Raw genomic sequence first — 16,123 nt, 5'->3', positions numbered from 1 at the left:
CCCATCCCGAACACGACCGTTAAGCCCTCTAGCGCCGATGGTACTTGGACCGCAGGGTCCTGGGAGAGTAGGAAGCCGCCAAGCAAAGAACCACTGCCGATGAAATTCGGTGGTGGTTTTTTTAATTTTTTTGTCTGATTGGTGTATAAAGCGCTGACATCTTCGTTATAGGAAGGTAACATTTTTGTTACGGATGGCACGGGTAAAACCAGTATAATAGAACTATGTTAAATATGCTAAAAGTACCTGACCGAAGAGCTGGATTGTGCAGCTGTGAAAAGGAGGGTGTGTGTGTTAAGTTGGCAGAGAGTTAGACTCCACTCTTTTCTATTGTTATGTCTGACAGTTATTCTTGTAGGCTGCGGTGAAGTTTCAGGGTCTGTATGGACCTCCTATGAAGGTGCAGTCAATGAAAAGAGCTTCCCTGTACCGAAAGTTGCAAATAAATCTGATCAATCCGATAATAATTCGGATATGGATTATGTTCGATATACAGTGTCTGGAATCAGCGAAAATACTAGCTTGCCTGAGGTGTACCTCGATGAAATAAAAAGTTGGGGCTGGACGGAAAGAGAAGCTAAGCCTTCCTCAAATTCCTCTAGCAGCTTACATGTTTTCTCGAAGGATGGGCATATTGTACAGTTGGCTGTTCATAACGGTTCCTTTACTTTAATGGTTCCTAGAAATGAGACAACTCAAACAACAATCATATCATTGGAGGAAGAGGACTAAGTCTGGTTGTATGAAGTCATATAATTAACATTTTAATGTTCCTATAAAGAGAAGTTCTCATCTATGGATGAGGGCTTTTTTTAGTGATCGGTCCAAAGCTTGAACGGGCCAATTGGCGTGAGCTGTATTCCAGTTGAATTTATAATAAGGAGTCTTAGAACAGATGATAGGGAGTTTATCTTGCATTCATTTTGTGGATAAATTAAAAATAAAGCAGAACAAGGTTATCCACAGTGGATAACCTTGTTCTGAGGTAGAGGAAGAGTCGTTGGAGCTCATTATTGCAAGTAATAAGAAACATCATGATCGTTTAATTTAATAAGGCCGTCTTTTCGCCCGCGAGCTAGAATTAATACAACATAAAGGCGAGGACCCAGTAACCACAAATGCCAGAAAACCAAAGAGAGTGTAAAGGATATTGGAGACCAGAGCAAACAGATCGTAATGATACATAAGCCAATCCAGCTCATGTTCAGATGAACCCGGACAAACATTCGATAACTGAAATGCTGGTCAGGTACATAGCCGAACCAAGGCATGCGCAAGTTCCAACGCCAGCGCTTGGTATATGAGGTACGAACGAGAAGCAATATGGTCCTGGCAATAACATAATGAATCCAGGCAATAATTGGGCCTGCAAGTAAAAAGAAAAAGAGGCCGGTCCAGGAGAAGGCGAGCAGATTAAATAAGAGCATTATAATAGGTAGACACAGGTAACTGTGTATTACACTGCGAGCTATGGCTTTCTTTTTCAAAAGGCGGTACTGATAAAAGGTGGCCTTATTCTCCGGTTCGGCGATCATACGATTTAAAATCCTCCTTCAGATATACGTATTATGTTAGTAGATTGCGTTGTACATATGTATAGAGAAATGGAGATAGCGATGCAATGGTTTCGTTTGGCTAGTGAGACTTTGATATCGTTATCATATCGTATATATCGGTTAAGAATCCAAGTTTTTTTAAGATTATTATATTGAAGTGTGCAGAAAGGTATAAGTACCAATGAATCGTGGAAAGTAATCAGGTTATGGGCGGCCAATCCAGAGATCTAATGAAGAGCAGCATTGAATATTTTCGGTACAGACACCCATGAAGGTGTGAGCGAATATATATATTTTACAGAAAGAAAGCACTATGAAAATGTTTAAAATAATAGAAACTGTGCAATACTGATAGTAAACGTAAAACAAGGTGGGATGGTTCATGGAAGAACATGCCGAACACACATGTATTATTTGCGAGCAGCGGAAGAGAGAAGGCATTTTTATTGTATCTGAATTCATATGTGAAACTTGTGAAGCAGAAATGGTTCGCACCGATGCACAGGACGCGAAGTATAACTTTTTTATTCATCAGATGAAACAGATTTGGGTGCAAAAGAACGCGTAAAAGAAGTGTATTACTTTCCACATAGACGTCAGAAATGCATATGGTAATGTTGTTGTGATTATAGGGGCCGGAAAGGCCTTTTTTTGTTGTATAGATGGGGGGTTATCTTGTCTGACATCTCTAGAAGGCTTATGCTGATACGAAGAGAGTAGATCATGTTTTAGAAAAATAATAGTAACAGGATGGTTATCTCATGAGTGAATACTATAAATCAGATGTAGATAAAGAGAAGGCTCCTATATATGAAGCATTGCTTGCATATCGTCGTTCGAAGCAGCGTTCATTTCATGTGCCAGGACACAAAAATGGACAAGTCTATTATCAATGGATGCAACAAACAGAAGTAGTGGAGGATGCTCCAACAGAGCACTCCAACCGGGTTGTACCGGTGCGTACCTATCTGGAGATGATGGAGATGGACGTTACAGAGATAACCGGCACAGATGATCTTCATCATCCAGAGGGAGTCATTCTGGAGGCGCAGGAATTGGCGGCTGAATGTTTTGGTGCAGAGGAAAGTTTCTTTCTCGTTGGGGGCAGTACAGCCGGCAATCTGTCCTTATTACTCACAGTCTGTGATGAGCCAGGAAGCATCATTTTGGTGCAACGCAATGTGCATAAATCAGTTATTCACGGGCTGATGTTAGCGGGCGCAAGAGCAGTATTTCTGGAGCCATGGGTTGACCCTGGATCTGGACTTGCAGTTATGCCGTCTCTTGAGACGATTCAGGCTGCTGTCCAGAAGTATCCTGAGGCAAAGGGCGTATTTGTCACGTTGCCTAATTATTATGGCATGGGCACGGATCTGACGCCTATTGCCGGGGTATGCCACGAGGCGGGCATGCCCTTGCTCGTGGATGAAGCGCATGGCGCGCATTATGGTCAGCATCCGGAGTTGCCTGTCTCTGCACTGTCCTGCGGAGCAGACGGTGTTGTGCAGTCAACCCATAAGATGCTGGCCGCCTTCACCATGGGAGCCATGCTGCACATTCAGGGCCCCCGATTAAATCGGGCCCTGCTTCGGCAGCGTTTGGCCATGGTGCAAAGTTCAAGCCCATCATACCCTGTGATGGCTTCGCTCGATCTATCGCGCCGGCTATTACATGTTCACGGCGCAGAGATATTCACGGCAGGGCTTGCTGCCGTGAAAGCTTTTAAGCGCGGCCTCGCAGAGCTTCCGCGCTTCCAATTGCTGCAGCCATCAGGTGGGCTGCAGCGTGAGCCGCAGTGCGGCGAGCAGATTCCGGCGGCGATGCCTGGCCGCACAGGATATACCGCTCAGGACCCATTCAAGGTCGTCATCTATGACGACAACGGAGTGCTGAGCGGTTATGGGCTGCAGCAGCAGCTAGAGGCATACGGCTGCGTGCCCGAGATGAGTGACGAGCGGTACGTCGTCTTGCTCTTCAGCCTTGGTTCAACCATGCAGGATGCCGAGCAGTTGTTAGAGGCTCTAAGGCACATTAATACTGTATGTGCGTCAGAGCAATCGCCGCTCTCATCAGGAGTTTCACCTGAACCTATACGGCAGAGGTACCCAGCTACTTATGTTTCCACGTGGAACAATATACAAGCAGATCACCAACTTTCAGAGCCTGTTACATTCTCCCTTCAACCGATTAAGGAGGAGGATACAAGGGAGGTTCCTATTGAGAGCTGTTCCGGTTATCGAGCGGCAGAGATGGTTATACCCTATCCTCCAGGAATCCCTTTGGTTTATCCTGGAGAGCAAATAACTCAGAAAGTGGCAAAGCAGATTAAAGTTCTACGCGATGCAGGAGCTAAGTTTCACGGGATCTCAGATCATACCAATCGGACATTAAAAGTTATGAAGCATGAGGAATAGATAAGGTGTTCATATATGAAATATAAATAGCAAATATTTACGAAAATAAGTTTTGTTCAAAATTCGATGTCGATGTTGGGGATTATGTCTGCTTATCACCATGACCTGCTTGTACTGGATTACGTATATGCATTCTACTGTGACGGATTTAAATCAGGCGTCCGTGATTCTCATTATAAGATAAGTGCATGAGATAAGTGCAGCTTTATGGTTGAAAAAGGACTCATGATGCCTGTTGGAGTAAGAGCCGCATTATAGTATGATAGAAAGAAAAACAAGCTAATATCATGGTAGCGTTAAAATATGTTGTTGGTATGCACCTAAGGGCGAGGGAGTTCATATCCTGAAGCAACAGGATCTGGGTATATGCATATTAGTCTTCAATTGATGCACTATGTATAAAGAAAGCAGGGAAGTATATGCAGGGCAGAGGTAAATTCATTACGCTGGAAGGGGGAGAGGGCTCGGGTAAAACAACGATGATTGGTAGAATCGGTTCTTACTTTGAAGAACGGGGTATACCTTACCTAGTCACAAGAGAGCCTGGCGGAATTGAGATTGCAGAGAAAATACGCAACATTATTCTCGACCCTTCTCATACGGCAATGGATGCGAGAACCGAAGCACTGCTCTATGCTGCAGCACGCAGCCAGCATCTTGCGGAGAAGGTGGAGCCTGCTTTGCAGGCAGGGATAACGGTTATTTGTGACCGTTTTGTTGACAGTAGTCTGGCCTACCAAGGATATGCTCGTGGTCTCGGGATAGAGGATGTCTGGGAAATCAATCGCTTTGCGATAGGTGATCTGATGCCAGATGTGACCCTTTATCTAGATATTGAGCCAGAACAGGGTCTTAGCCGTATCAATGCTCATGATGGCCGTGAGATTAACCGTCTTGATCTAGAGAATCTGGAGTTTCATCATAAGGTTCGTGAAGCGTACTCCTTACTCCAGAAACAGTTTCCAGAACGCATTCATGTTATTGATGCATCCCAAGCTCCTGACGATGTGGAAAAAGCAATGATTTTGTCACTGGAGACCGGAATTTTGAAGGATTTTGACGAGTAATTGTCTAATATATAGTCAGGCATTTATTAGAAGAAATGCTTACTCTAGAGGAGGTTATGCAGGATGAAACTGATTGTTGCGATTATACAGGATAAAGACAGCAACCGATTATCCAGCGCTTTGGTTAAAGCGAATTTTCGGGCAACCAAGCTTGCCAGTACGGGTGGATTTCTGAAGGCAGGCAACACGACGTTTATGATCGGTGTCGATGATAGTCAGGTCGAGTCCGTTATGAACGTTATTCGCAGCAGCTGTAAGGTCCGTGAACAGCTCGTTACGCCAGTTACACCCATGAGTGGAACGACCGACTCTTACCTGCCGCTACCCGTTGAAGTCCAAGTCGGTGGAGCAACCGTTTTTGTTCTCCCGGTAGATCGTTTTGAACATTTCTAATCCGTATGTGAATGGAATTCTATGAGCGTCTTTTTTAGCGATAGCATGAAAACATGACATGATTGAATCTTACATGATCATAAGGAATGATATTAAGGACGTATCCATAGGATACGTACCACCTATGGAACGTCCTTCTTGATGATAAGAATGACAAACTCTCTCCAGAGAATTATAGTCCACAGTGAGGTACTTCTTAGGAGAAAGACGACTTCGAACACAATCGTAGATTTTTTCTACCATTATATATACAATATCTTCAACATATAAAGTTGATTTCACGCACAGGTGCAATGCACTCTGTGCTGAAGTGCGATTGGCTTTAGCGAAGATAGAAAGCAGGCGTATTCATGAAAATCAATCCCGGATTCAGACCGCTACAGAGTGGGATCAATTCGAATGATTCAGGCTCTAAGCCGGTTCAATCTAAAAGTTTCTCTGATATGATGAATCACCAGGGGGAGCGGGCTTCACAAGCGGAGCTCAACCGCCGATTAAGTGAAATCCAGCTTCAGGGTGATCGATTGGCTCGATCTATGACCATTCGTGAACTGAAAGCTTACAAGCAGTTGGTCAAAAGGTTCCTGGAAGAGACGGTCCGTCGTGGTGTATCGATGAAAGAAACAAGGGGTTGGGATCGCCGAGGCAGAGGTAAACGATATAAACTAATTGATGAGATTGACTCGGCTCTGTTATCCATGGCGGATGAATTGCTCGATACAGAAGAAGGTAAAATCTCTCTTTTACAACAAGTGGGGGAAATTCGGGGGATGCTTATTAATTTAAGCTTCTGAGGAGGAAGTATGTCCTTTCAACAGATTATAGGTCAGCAGGCAGCCAAACAACTGTTACAGAGCAGTTTGAGACGTCAGGCCATCAGTCATGCATATCTATTTAGTGGTCCAAAAGGTAGCGGGCAGTTGCAGACAGCTTTGGTTTTTGCGAAGGCAATCTTCTGCACAGAGCTTGAGGATGATGCTTGCGGGCAATGTCTCGAATGTCGCAAAGTAGAGCATGGAAATCATTCAGACCTGACAATGCTTGCACCAGATGGAAATAACATTAAGATAGATCAGATTCGAGAATTACAGCGCATTTTCTCTTATCGTTCAGAAGCTGGGCATCCTAAAGTGTATATCATAGAACAATCTGAGAAAATGACAGTTCAGGCTGCAAACAGCCTATTGAAATTTCTAGAAGAACCTCAGGTACCAGCTGTAGGTATCTTGATTACAGATAATGGACAAGCCATGCTTCCAACAATCCGATCACGTTCGCAGATGGTGCCGTTCAGCGCATTAAATCCGGAGGAAATGCTTCAATCGTTGATTAAAGAAGGGTATCCGGCTAATCTTGCAAGGTCAGCTGCCCATTTAGCCTCAGGAATGGAAGCATGTAGAGAAATTCTCCAGCAGAATTGGTTTGCAGAAATTAGAAACGTAATGTTACAATTAGGGAAGGAGTCTCTGGGCAGAGGAAGTACATCTTTGATCTCGGCACAGCAGAAACTTTTTAAAACAGGACTCTCAGAACACCTGGATATGCTGCTTAGTCTGTTCCATTTATGGTTTAGGGACATGCTGTATGTTCAGTATGGTAGGCATGAAAATATCGTTTTTATAGATCAGTTAGACATGCTGTCTCAGTTGGCACATACCCGCAGCACAGAGCAGTGGGTCTCCTATATGGATTTGGTCGCGGCATGCAGAAAAAAATTGCGTTTTAATGTCAATGGCCAGCTTTGTCTGGAGCAATTTTTGATCGGTTTGGCATAAGGCTGGAGGACATGTGAGTTCCAATCCTATGCAAACGGTTATAACTTCGGCGGGTTCCCTAAGAAGTCAGGGCTTCAGACGAAGTGGGATTGGCTTACAAGGGGGTTAATTTTTTGTATAGTGTAGTGGGTGTCCGTTTCAAAAAAGCGGGCAAAATTTATTACTTCGATCCCCTGGACCTTCCCATCGAGAAAGAAAACTGCGTGATCGTGGAAACGGCACGAGGGGTTGAGTACGGTAAGGTTGTCGTGGGTAAGAAAGAAGTAGCCGAGGCTGATGTGGTATTGCCGCTCAAAAAGGTTATTCGCGTTGCAGGGGATACGGATGCCCGTGTAGTGGATGAGAATAAGCGTGCAGCCAAAGAGGCGTTCAGTACTTGTTTAAATAAAATCAGAGACCATGGGCTCAAAATGAAGCTGGTCGATGTAGAATTCACGTTTGATCGCAATAAAATTATTTTTTATTTTACAGCAGAAGGAAGAGTGGATTTCCGCGAGCTGGTTAAGGATCTGGCAAGTATCTTCCGGACACGAATTGAACTGAGACAAATCGGTGTTCGCGATGAGGCAAAAATGCTTGGTGGAATAGGCCCTTGCGGTCGTGTGTTATGTTGCTCCTCTTGGCTGGGAGACTTTGAGCCAGTATCGATCAAGATGGCTAAAGACCAAAGCCTGTCACTGAATCCGACGAAAATTTCAGGGTTGTGCGGAAGACTCATGTGCTGTCTGAAATTTGAGCATGATAACTATGAAAGTGTGAAAGAAGAACTGCCGGCTGTTGGCAAATTGGTCATCACCTCAATGGGTGAAGGAAAAGTTGTCGGAATTAATGCTGGTAGCCGCACGGTCCATGTTCAACTGTTCGACATCAGTAAAGTCAAAGAACTTCCGCTGGATGACGTCGTTATCAAGTAAACCATAAAGGTTGCTTCGAGGTGGAAATTTGGAAAAGAAAAATCTGTTTACGCACATTCATGAAATGGAAACCCGAATGGGTCAGTTGCACGGTGATTTAGCAGAATTAAAAATGATTGTTAAAGAGCTGTTAGAAGATAATCAGCGAATTACTATTGAAAATGAGCAGTTGCGCAAACTGCTGAAGCGTGAGGCACCACCAGTAGATCTACCCGTTTCATCTGCTCATGCTCCTGCAGCCAGACCGGCTGGTCCGGCATCAGGTGAAGATGTGGTGGGAGAGGGATATGACAATCTTGCACGACTGTATCATGAAGGATTCCATATCTGCAATGTCTACTACGGACATTTACGGACGGAAGGCGATTGTCTGTTCTGCTTGTCTTTTTTGAATAAATGAAATGGCCGTAGGGATTCCCTACGGTTTTTTTTCAAGGTTATAAACGTTTAATGTACCGGAGGATGAGAGTACCCTATGACAGAGCAAGAAGTGATTTTGCAGGAGTCGGAACGGATCGATGACCTGCTCTCCCACAATCTACGAATTATTCAAAGCGACGAAGTATTCAGTTTTTCTATGGATGCTGTATTGTTAGCACGATTTGCTTCCGTACCGAAACGGGGGCGTGTTCTTGATCTATGCACGGGGAACGGGGTGGTTCCTATTCTGCTGACAACGCGTACCCAGGCAAGCTTGGAGGGCATTGAAATTCAGCCGAGACTGGCTGATATGGCACGTCGCAGTGTACAACTAAATCATTTAGGGGAGTCTGTTCTTATTCGTGAGGGAGATCTACGAGAATTGGTTAAAGAAACAGGACATGCTGTCTACGACGCCATTACAGTGAATCCCCCATACATGCCGCTTAATGGAAGTGATCTTAAGGCAAATACCCATCAAGCTATGGCGCGTCATGAGATCGGATGTACTCTGGAGGAGGTTATTCAAGCATGTAATCGCCTTGTCCGTAATGGTGGCAAAATATCGATGGTTCATAGGCCACAGCGTCTTGGTGAAATCATATCTTTAATGCGAGAATACAAGCTTGAACCTAAGCGAATTCGTATGGTACATCCACGTGCTCATCTAGAGGCCAATATGGTACTGATTGAAGCGATGAAAGATGGCAAGCCAGAAGTACGAATGCTACCGCCGCTTATTGTTTACAATGAACAAGGTAACTATTGTGATGAGATTATGGAAATTTATTATGGTGATCAGCAGTCTCTACACAACAAGGAAGGAGGAAACTAGGTGGCACTACAGGTTCAAAAAAGTTTTAGTGAGCAGTCTGAGCATCTAGGGAAGCTATACTTAGTTGGTACACCAATTGGAAATTTGGAGGATATGACCTTTCGAGCGATTAAGACATTGCAGAGCTGTGATATTATCGCTGCTGAAGACACACGTCAAACCCGAAAGCTGCTCACCCACTTTGAAATTACACCTTCCATGTTATTTAGCTATCATGAGCATAATAAGGCCGCAAGTGGTCCTGAATTGATACGCTATATAATAGAAGGAAAAAATTTAGCATTGGTTAGTGACGCCGGGCTGCCTGCGATTTCGGACCCTGGTTCTGATCTCGTACAGCTTGCGATAGAAGCAGGAGTTACAGTTATTCCGATCCCCGGACCAAATGCAGCATTATCAGCTCTGATTGTATCCGGATTACCTACGGAACGATTCACCTTTGGTGGCTTCCTGCCACGAGAGAAAAAGGATATGCGTAAGGTACTGGAATCTTTCAATGAATCGAATGGGACATTACTTTTTTATGAGTCTCCTCACCGAATTCGCAAAACGTTATTGTACCTGGAGGAAATTCTGGGCGAACGTTCGATTGTACTGGCACGTGAGTTGACCAAACGGCATGAGGAGTTTGTCAGAGGCACACTGCAGGAATGCATGGATTGGTTAGAGGAGCACCCACCTCTGGGTGAATATTGTCTGTTGGTCGAAGGAATCAAAGAAGAAGAACGTAGGGCTGAACGAGAAGCCTGGTGGCAGGTTATGACGCTGGAGGAACATGTAAAACACTATGAAAATGAGGGAATCAGCCGAAAAGATGCAATGAAAAAAACAGCATCGGACCGCGGTATAACGAAACGGGATGTATATAATGCTCTAATTGGCTAGCTGATCCCAGCAAAAATGTGGAATAGTGAGATCTACCTGAAAATGGGCTTAAAACAAACCTTAAGATACCCTTAAAATGTAAAAAGAGCAGCACACTAATTTGTGAAAAATATGTGACTGCTCTTAAAAATAGTAAAAAAAAACCTCCCAACGGTGAGTTCACACCGGGAAGGCAATGAAGGGATATAAAAAGGTTAGAATTAACGATTAGAATAATTCCATTATACCAGTATCTTCTTATTTTGTCACAGGTGCAGGGATTTCTGAAATACATTCGTTACAAACGATTTTTCCTTTGAAGTACGTAACATTCTCTGCATTACCACAGAAGATACAAGCTGGCTCGTATTTTTTGAGCATAATACGCTCACCATCAACGTAGATTTCCAAAGCATCTTTCTCACCAATACCGAGCGTACGACGCAATTCGATTGGAATAACCACCCGTCCCAGTTCATCCACTTTTCTTACAATACCTGTTGATTTCATCATTATAATCAGTGCTCCTCTCAGCTAACTATCAGTGTCATTATTCGACATTATTTTATGTTTTATGGTACTCATCATACCAACGTTTCCCAAAACAGTCAACCTTAAAATTAGCTTAAAATGTAAGATGTTTTCTTAAGTTTACTGGTGGCAAGGGATTGAGTGCACTTTTTCGTAATTAAACATCGTTGAGAGCTTTGTCGATTTGGAAAACGACAAAAGTACTTTATTCGACAAAAATCGTCAAACCATGTCGAAAACTTGGCGAAAATCGGAGTCAGACATGCTATGACGTAAGGAAAAAGAGAACAATTAAAAAGGAGTGAACTAAAAATGGAACAACGTCTAACCGAAGAGAAGGTTTTTAAAGATCCGGTACATAATTACATCCATGTGCAGGAGCCCATTATATGGAAGTTGATCAATACACCTGAGTTTCAGCGGCTCCGTCGAATTCGTCAACTAGGGACATCCTATCTTACATTTCATGGGGCAGAACACAGTCGCTTTTCCCATTCCCTGGGCGTATACGAAATTACACGTAAAATCATCTCTCAGTTTGAACGAAGTCATTATTCGGACTGGCCAAGGGAAGAAAAGCAAGTGGCTCTATGTGCAGCTTTGCTTCATGATCTTGGACATGGGCCGTTCTCTCATTCCATTGAAGAGGCCTTTGACATGAATCATGAAGATTGGACATGTCGCATTATCCAGGGTGATACCGAAGTAGGGGCAATACTAAGACGGTATGCTCCTCATTTTGATGAAAAAGTAGCCTCTGTTATTCAGAAAACGTATGACAAACCTATTGTGGTGAATCTGGTAACTAGTCCGCTTGATGCTGACCGAATGGATTATCTGCTCAGGGATGCCTATTTCACGGGAGTTAATTATGGTACGATCGACCTCGATCGAATCCTCCGCATGCTCCGTCCATTCCATGGAAGGATTGTAGTGAAAGAGTCCGGCATGCATGCTGTGGAAGATTATCTAATGTCGAGGTACCAGATGTACTGGCAGATTTATTTCCATCCCGTGACGCGTAGCTCCGAGATTATACTGAGACAGATTTTTAAGCGAGCAAAAGAACTTGTAAAGCAAGACTTCTCATTCAAATTCATGGTTGAACCACTGCCGAAACTTTTCCAAGGTGAGATTTCAGTTCATGAGTATCTACAGCTTGATGAATCGTTAATTCAGACAGCTTTTATGCAGTGGCGTAAGGAGGAAGATACTGTTCTAAGTGATCTGTGCGAGCGTTTTATGAATCGCAGGTTGTATAAGTATGTGGAACTCGAACAGATTGACCTGGCCATGGTTGAAGAAATACGGGAAGCCTTTGTGAAAGCAGGTCTAGACCCCGAATATGATCTCGAGATTGATTTCCCAACGGATAATCCGTATGATGTGTTTCGGCCAGATCAATCCACAGATAAGCAGATACTTCTGCTTGATCGGCAGGACAAACTGCATGAGTTGTCAGAAGTGTCTGATATTGTTCGTTCAATCAGTGGACTTCAACTAGGCAAACATCATCTGTACTATCCGAAGAACAAGGTAGATGCTATTCTTCATGAATTACCGTCTCATATCCGCCCCTATTTTTTGTAATGATGATGGACACGACAGGTGATACATTTTGATATCAAAAGACTTTCTAAAAGAGCTATTAAACATGATACATTAATCTGCTTTAATGGGGAGTAAGGGTAGATCGACATAATTTTGTAATTCACGTAGGGAAATATACAATTCTACACTCTATATACGCTATACCTTGCTCTAATTTTTTGTTTTCCTTCTATATATAGTAGTTTGAGTATCAAAAATAAATTTACAAAATTTTTGATTGTTCCACCCCATTGATGATGCAAAAAAATGAACTACTCATAAAAAAACGAAATTTCAACGCATAAAAATACGTATTTGTCTTTCGACATGAAGGGAGAAACATAGACAATGTTATTTGATACCCATACACATCTTGATGCACCACAATTCGACGAAGATCGAGAAGACGTTATCCAACGCGCGGTAGATTCCGGCGTTACTCGCATGATTAACATAGGCTTTAATCGAGAGACCATACCAACGACGATGAAATTGGCTGAAACATATGACTTTATCTATGCAGCCGTTGGATGGCATCCAGTGGACGCGATCACCATGCAGGAGGGGGATCTGGAATGGATTGCGTCATTGTGCAAACATGAAAAGGTAGTAGCAATCGGTGAAATTGGTCTGGACTATCATTGGGATACTTCACCTAAGGAGGTACAGCACCGCGTATTACGACAACAAATTGCATTGGCGCGTGAACTAGGTATGCCAATTGTCATCCATAATCGGGATGCACATGAAGATATAGTACGTATTTTGCGTGAAGAAAAGGCTGGCGAGGTTGGCGGTGTGATGCATTCCTTTTCGGGGAGCTGGGAAACGGCAAAGATGTGTCTGGATTTAGGGTTCCATCTCTCTTTTGGAGGCCCGATCACTTTCAAAAATGCGAAGCAGCCAAAAGAGGTACTTGCCAAGGTTCCCATGGACCGTTTTTTCATTGAAACCGACTCACCTTATCTGACACCTCATCCATTTCGCGGAAAACGAAATGAAACAGCGCATGTACGTCTGGTAGCAGAAGCAGCAGCGGAAATAAAAGGCATTTCGGTAGAGGAAATAGCTGCAATTACAACCAAAAATGCCATGGAACGATTTGGGATACGATAAGAAAACGAGTAAATCAGGTGAAAAAGGGAGTTAAAGAGAGGTAATTTGCTCTTTGATTCAAATAATTAAAGAATATTACAATATTTTAACCAAATATTTAGAAAAACGTACTTGATCCATGCTTTACAACATGCATCAAAACAGGATATCATCTTTTCAGTGAATTGTTGTGCGGAAAATTGGACAGATGTTCGGGGGATGAACAAAGGGACACTTTCCGATAAGACAACATTACTTTCATGAATCAATCTCGCTGAATCTCTGTTAACGGAGAGCGGGGGAACCAATAGGGCTTAAACACCGGTGATTGCAGCCGGTGCGCATCGTTCACTGACCCAAAAGCAGTGGATCGTTCTGCGAAGCCGTATTTGATTTCTTCTTTGGGTCTCGGGGTGAATTCAAGGGTATCCGCCATGAGCGGGTGACCTAAGATAGGGCGGCTCTCTTTCGCCCGAACCCGACAGCTAACCTCGCAAGCGGAAAAAGAGAGGCAACCTCGTGCATGAATTTCCGAAATTCAAATCATTCGGAAGCCACGAAAGGGTCTCTAACACTCTTTCTTTGGCTTTTTTTGTTTTGAATAAAAGAAATATTGTCATCATACGGTAAGTATTCAGGAGGATGACATCATGTTACGAAGAGGGGTTCATGGTGCAGAACGGGTCATTACCTCTGATCCATGTTCTGTAGAAAATTTGGTATAGTCGCGTCAAAAACATCATGCATTACTTTAGACGGCGAGGCTATGAAGGAGGACGGAGAAGTGGGCACATTCCAACCAGAAGAGACCCATGAGTCACGATCATCCAGTAAGTCTTTCGCGTTACGGTGGAAGCATGAGAACTTGCGTCAAATGGCATTGATCGCGATATTCTCAATTGCACTTGCAATCATGATCTTGTTAGTCGTTTACGGTCAGGCCGGGAAGCAGATTTCACTGGTTATTGACGGCAAAGCTCAAGTGGTAGAGACTCGTACAGGAATGCTTCAGGAAATGTTGGAGGAGCAGTCAATCACAGTCAGCCCTCACGACAAGGTATCCATGCCCATGAATGGGGCCATTGCAGATGGAGACCGAATCGTTATTGAGCGGGCCGTTCCAGTTAACATTACGGCAGACGGAGACACCAAGACTCTGTATACAACCGATTCATCGGTACAAGATGTAATTCAGCAATCAGGCATTGAAGTTGCAAATCAAGATAAAGTGTTTCCAGCGCTCGAAACTGCGATTAAAGCGGACATGAAGATTCGTATAGTGCGTGTAACAAAGCGTACAGTCGATGTGAAACAACCGATTGCTTACAAAGTTATTAAAACGGCTGATCCTAGTTTGTTCAAAGGGGATAACCGTGTTGTCGTAAACGGTAAAGAAGGCACACTTGTTCAGCATATTGAAAAGGTGTTTCAGGATGGAGAACTTGTCTCCAAAAAAATGGTGGGCAAAACGATTGCGAATAATCGTGTAGATAAGGTTATCGCGGTTGGTACAAAAGCCAAACCCGTAGAGAAAGAACCAGAGGTTCAATTGGTATCGGCCAAAACCTCAAGCAGCAAAGCAACAACAACGAACTCGACGAAAACATCTGCCTCGGGCAGCAAAGTGATTACCGTCTCTGGGACTTCTTTTAAATATTCGAAAGTTCTAAAAAATGTATCCATGACAGCCTACTCTTCTGAAGAGCCGGGTATTGGTACAAAAACAGCATCTGGTACTCGTGTAACGGAAGGGCGCACCATTGCGGTTGATCCCAAGGTCATTCCAATCGGCTGGTGGGTATACATCGAAGGCCTCGGATTCCGTCGCGCAGAAGATACAGGTGGTGCGATCAAAGGTAATAAAATCGACGTTTATTTTGATAGTGTGAAGCATGCCCTGAATTTTGGACGTAAAAAAGGAAAAACGGTCTATGTCATCGGTCCGGTGAAGCCTGAAGCGAACTAAAATCGTTTTACTTTGAATTGGGAATGCTATAAAATAAATGCATGATGGATTCATGCGGAATATGCGGCGGAGGGGTCTGAATTCAGTCTCCTCCGCCGTTTGGCTGAGAAGAGGATATTCCTCTTCTTTTTGCGTTAGAAAGGAAGTAATGGAACATGATAAAAGAAGTTATCGTTGTAGAGGGTCGAGATGACACAGTAGCGATTCGCAGAGCAGTTGAGGCAGACACCATTGAAACGGGAGGTTCTGCTATTAATCAGCGTATACTGAAACGTATTGCGCTCGCCCAGGAGCGACGTGGTGTCATCATATTGACTGACCCGGATCATGCGGGAGAGCGTATTCGTAAAATCATTGCCAACAAGATCCCTGGTTGCAAGCATGCTTTTATCCCAGAGGCAGATGCAACGCGCAAAGGAGATATCGGGGTTGAGAATGCTTCGCCAGAAGCCATCCGTCATGCATTAGCTCGTGTACACACCTCCTATGAAGGTGCACCTAGCCTCATTGATTGGGAGGATCTGATCGAGGCAGGTCTGATTGTACACCCACAGGCGGCTGCACGCCGCATGGAGATGGGCAATCTGCTGGGAATAGGTTATTGTAACGGGAAGCAATTCCACAAACGGCTCAGTGTATTCCAGATTACCAGAGAAGAGTTCTCCGCTGCATTAGCGCAAATTGAACGTGAAGGAATGTGAGT

The 16,123-nt window shown here is 43.8% G+C and carries 17 protein-coding genes, 1 rRNA gene and 1 riboswitch; of the genes, 16 read left to right on the top strand and 2 right to left on the bottom strand.

Going from position 1 to position 16,123, the window contains the following annotated elements; all coding sequences use genetic code 11:
- A 5S ribosomal RNA gene (gene rrf / locus PQG66_RS24180) occupies nt 1-84 on the top strand; the annotation flags it as partial.
- A 207-nt stretch (nt 85-291) separates the two neighbouring features.
- Nucleotides 292-732 (top strand): hypothetical protein, encoded by a 441-nt coding sequence (locus PQG66_RS24175; RefSeq protein WP_272040403.1) that lies wholly within the window; start codon nt 292-294, stop codon nt 730-732.
- Between the two features lie 278 nt (nt 733-1,010).
- Here PQG66_RS24175 and PQG66_RS24170 read toward each other — a convergent pair whose 3' ends face one another.
- The gene (locus tag PQG66_RS24170; RefSeq protein WP_272040402.1) at nt 1,011-1,535 is read right to left on the bottom strand and encodes a hypothetical protein; all 525 of its coding nucleotides are present in this window, start codon (nt 1,533-1,535) and stop codon (nt 1,011-1,013) included.
- A gap of 403 nt (nt 1,536-1,938) precedes the next feature.
- Here PQG66_RS24170 and PQG66_RS24165 point away from each other — a divergent pair, with 403 nt between their 5' ends.
- From PQG66_RS24165 to rsmI, 10 genes are all read left to right on the top strand, one after another.
- Entirely contained in the window at nt 1,939-2,124 is a 186-nt protein-coding gene (locus PQG66_RS24165; RefSeq protein WP_272040401.1) for a sigma factor G inhibitor Gin, read from the top strand.
- 193 nt (nt 2,125-2,317) lie between these two features.
- Nucleotides 2,318-3,970: an aminotransferase class I/II-fold pyridoxal phosphate-dependent enzyme gene (locus PQG66_RS24160; protein ID WP_272040400.1), complete on the top strand. Its 1,653-nt coding sequence runs from the start codon at nt 2,318-2,320 to the stop codon at nt 3,968-3,970.
- Between the two features lie 419 nt (nt 3,971-4,389).
- Complete coding sequence (gene tmk / locus PQG66_RS24155) at nt 4,390-5,037, top strand: dTMP kinase (protein WP_272040398.1); 648 nt, start codon at nt 4,390-4,392, stop codon at nt 5,035-5,037.
- A 63-nt stretch (nt 5,038-5,100) separates the two neighbouring features.
- On the top strand, nt 5,101-5,430 hold the full coding sequence (locus PQG66_RS24150) for a cyclic-di-AMP receptor (RefSeq protein ID WP_047914178.1): 330 nt from the start codon (nt 5,101-5,103) through the stop codon (nt 5,428-5,430).
- A gap of 350 nt (nt 5,431-5,780) precedes the next feature.
- Nucleotides 5,781-6,224, top strand: coding sequence for a YaaR family protein (locus PQG66_RS24145; RefSeq protein ID WP_272040397.1), 444 nt, complete (start codon nt 5,781-5,783; stop codon nt 6,222-6,224).
- A gap of 9 nt (nt 6,225-6,233) precedes the next feature.
- Nucleotides 6,234-7,205 (top strand): DNA polymerase III subunit delta', encoded by a 972-nt coding sequence (gene holB, locus PQG66_RS24140; RefSeq protein WP_272040396.1) that lies wholly within the window; start codon nt 6,234-6,236, stop codon nt 7,203-7,205.
- Between the two features lie 113 nt (nt 7,206-7,318).
- The gene (locus tag PQG66_RS24135; protein WP_272040395.1) at nt 7,319-8,119 is read left to right on the top strand and encodes a PSP1 domain-containing protein; all 801 of its coding nucleotides are present in this window, start codon (nt 7,319-7,321) and stop codon (nt 8,117-8,119) included.
- Nucleotides 8,120-8,147: 28 nt separating this feature from the next.
- Entirely contained in the window at nt 8,148-8,519 is a 372-nt protein-coding gene (locus PQG66_RS24130) for an initiation-control protein YabA (RefSeq protein ID WP_272040394.1), read from the top strand.
- Between the two features lie 75 nt (nt 8,520-8,594).
- Nucleotides 8,595-9,374, top strand: a complete 780-nt coding sequence (locus tag PQG66_RS24125; RefSeq protein WP_272040393.1) for a tRNA1(Val) (adenine(37)-N6)-methyltransferase — start codon at nt 8,595-8,597, stop codon at nt 9,372-9,374.
- Nucleotides 9,375-10,259: a 16S rRNA (cytidine(1402)-2'-O)-methyltransferase gene (gene rsmI, locus PQG66_RS24120; protein WP_272040392.1), complete on the top strand. Its 885-nt coding sequence runs from the start codon at nt 9,375-9,377 to the stop codon at nt 10,257-10,259.
- A 237-nt stretch (nt 10,260-10,496) separates the two neighbouring features.
- Here the strand turns inward: rsmI and PQG66_RS24115 are convergent, their stop codons facing one another.
- Nucleotides 10,497-10,751, bottom strand: coding sequence for an AbrB/MazE/SpoVT family DNA-binding domain-containing protein (locus PQG66_RS24115; RefSeq protein WP_024633700.1), 255 nt, complete (start codon nt 10,749-10,751; stop codon nt 10,497-10,499).
- Nucleotides 10,752-11,081: 330 nt separating this feature from the next.
- Here PQG66_RS24115 and PQG66_RS24110 point away from each other — a divergent pair, with 330 nt between their 5' ends.
- The 4 genes from PQG66_RS24110 to rnmV all read left to right on the top strand — a co-directional run bounded on the left by PQG66_RS24110 (nt 11,082) and on the right by rnmV (nt 16,121).
- A complete protein-coding gene (locus PQG66_RS24110) occupies nt 11,082-12,359 on the top strand; it encodes an HD domain-containing protein (protein ID WP_272040390.1) in 1,278 nt (425 codons plus the stop codon).
- Nucleotides 12,360-12,707: 348 nt separating this feature from the next.
- Complete coding sequence (locus tag PQG66_RS24105) at nt 12,708-13,475, top strand: TatD family hydrolase (protein WP_272040389.1); 768 nt, start codon at nt 12,708-12,710, stop codon at nt 13,473-13,475.
- A 241-nt stretch (nt 13,476-13,716) separates the two neighbouring features.
- Nucleotides 13,717-13,970, top strand: a riboswitch (cyclic di-AMP (ydaO/yuaA leader).
- Nucleotides 13,971-14,238: 268 nt separating this feature from the next.
- Nucleotides 14,239-15,420 (top strand): 3D domain-containing protein, encoded by a 1,182-nt coding sequence (locus tag PQG66_RS24100; RefSeq protein ID WP_272040388.1) that lies wholly within the window; start codon nt 14,239-14,241, stop codon nt 15,418-15,420.
- 155 nt (nt 15,421-15,575) lie between these two features.
- The gene (gene rnmV, locus PQG66_RS24095) at nt 15,576-16,121 is read left to right on the top strand and encodes a ribonuclease M5 (RefSeq protein ID WP_272040387.1); all 546 of its coding nucleotides are present in this window, start codon (nt 15,576-15,578) and stop codon (nt 16,119-16,121) included.
- Nucleotides 16,122-16,123: the final 2 nt, after the last annotated feature.

Origin of the sequence: Paenibacillus sp. JJ-100 (genome assembly GCF_948329825.1) — a bacterium.
GTDB lineage: Bacteria > Bacillota > Bacilli > Paenibacillales > Paenibacillaceae > Paenibacillus.
This window is presented reverse-complemented; position numbering and strand designations above follow the sequence as displayed.

Bases quoted from the DNA above. Each gene is read 5' to 3' on its own strand.
- PQG66_RS24145 (WP_272040397.1), top strand. From the start codon at position 5,781: ATGAAAATCAATCCCGGATTCAGACCGCTACAGAGTGGGATCAATTCG.
- rnmV (WP_272040387.1), top strand. From the start codon at position 15,576: ATGATAAAAGAAGTTATCGTTGTAGAGGGTCGAGATGACACAGTAGCG.
- PQG66_RS24165 (WP_272040401.1), top strand. From the start codon at position 1,939: ATGGAAGAACATGCCGAACACACATGTATTATTTGCGAGCAGCGGAAG.
- PQG66_RS24115 (WP_024633700.1), bottom strand. From the start codon at position 10,751: ATGATGAAATCAACAGGTATTGTAAGAAAAGTGGATGAACTGGGACGG.
- PQG66_RS24160 (WP_272040400.1), top strand. From the start codon at position 2,318: ATGAGTGAATACTATAAATCAGATGTAGATAAAGAGAAGGCTCCTATA.
- PQG66_RS24105 (WP_272040389.1), top strand. From the start codon at position 12,708: ATGTTATTTGATACCCATACACATCTTGATGCACCACAATTCGACGAA.
- holB (WP_272040396.1), top strand. From the start codon at position 6,234: ATGTCCTTTCAACAGATTATAGGTCAGCAGGCAGCCAAACAACTGTTA.
- tmk (WP_272040398.1), top strand. From the start codon at position 4,390: ATGCAGGGCAGAGGTAAATTCATTACGCTGGAAGGGGGAGAGGGCTCG.
- PQG66_RS24170 (WP_272040402.1), bottom strand. From the start codon at position 1,535: ATGATCGCCGAACCGGAGAATAAGGCCACCTTTTATCAGTACCGCCTT.
- PQG66_RS24125 (WP_272040393.1), top strand. From the start codon at position 8,595: ATGACAGAGCAAGAAGTGATTTTGCAGGAGTCGGAACGGATCGATGAC.
- PQG66_RS24110 (WP_272040390.1), top strand. From the start codon at position 11,082: ATGGAACAACGTCTAACCGAAGAGAAGGTTTTTAAAGATCCGGTACAT.
- PQG66_RS24150 (WP_047914178.1), top strand. From the start codon at position 5,101: ATGAAACTGATTGTTGCGATTATACAGGATAAAGACAGCAACCGATTA.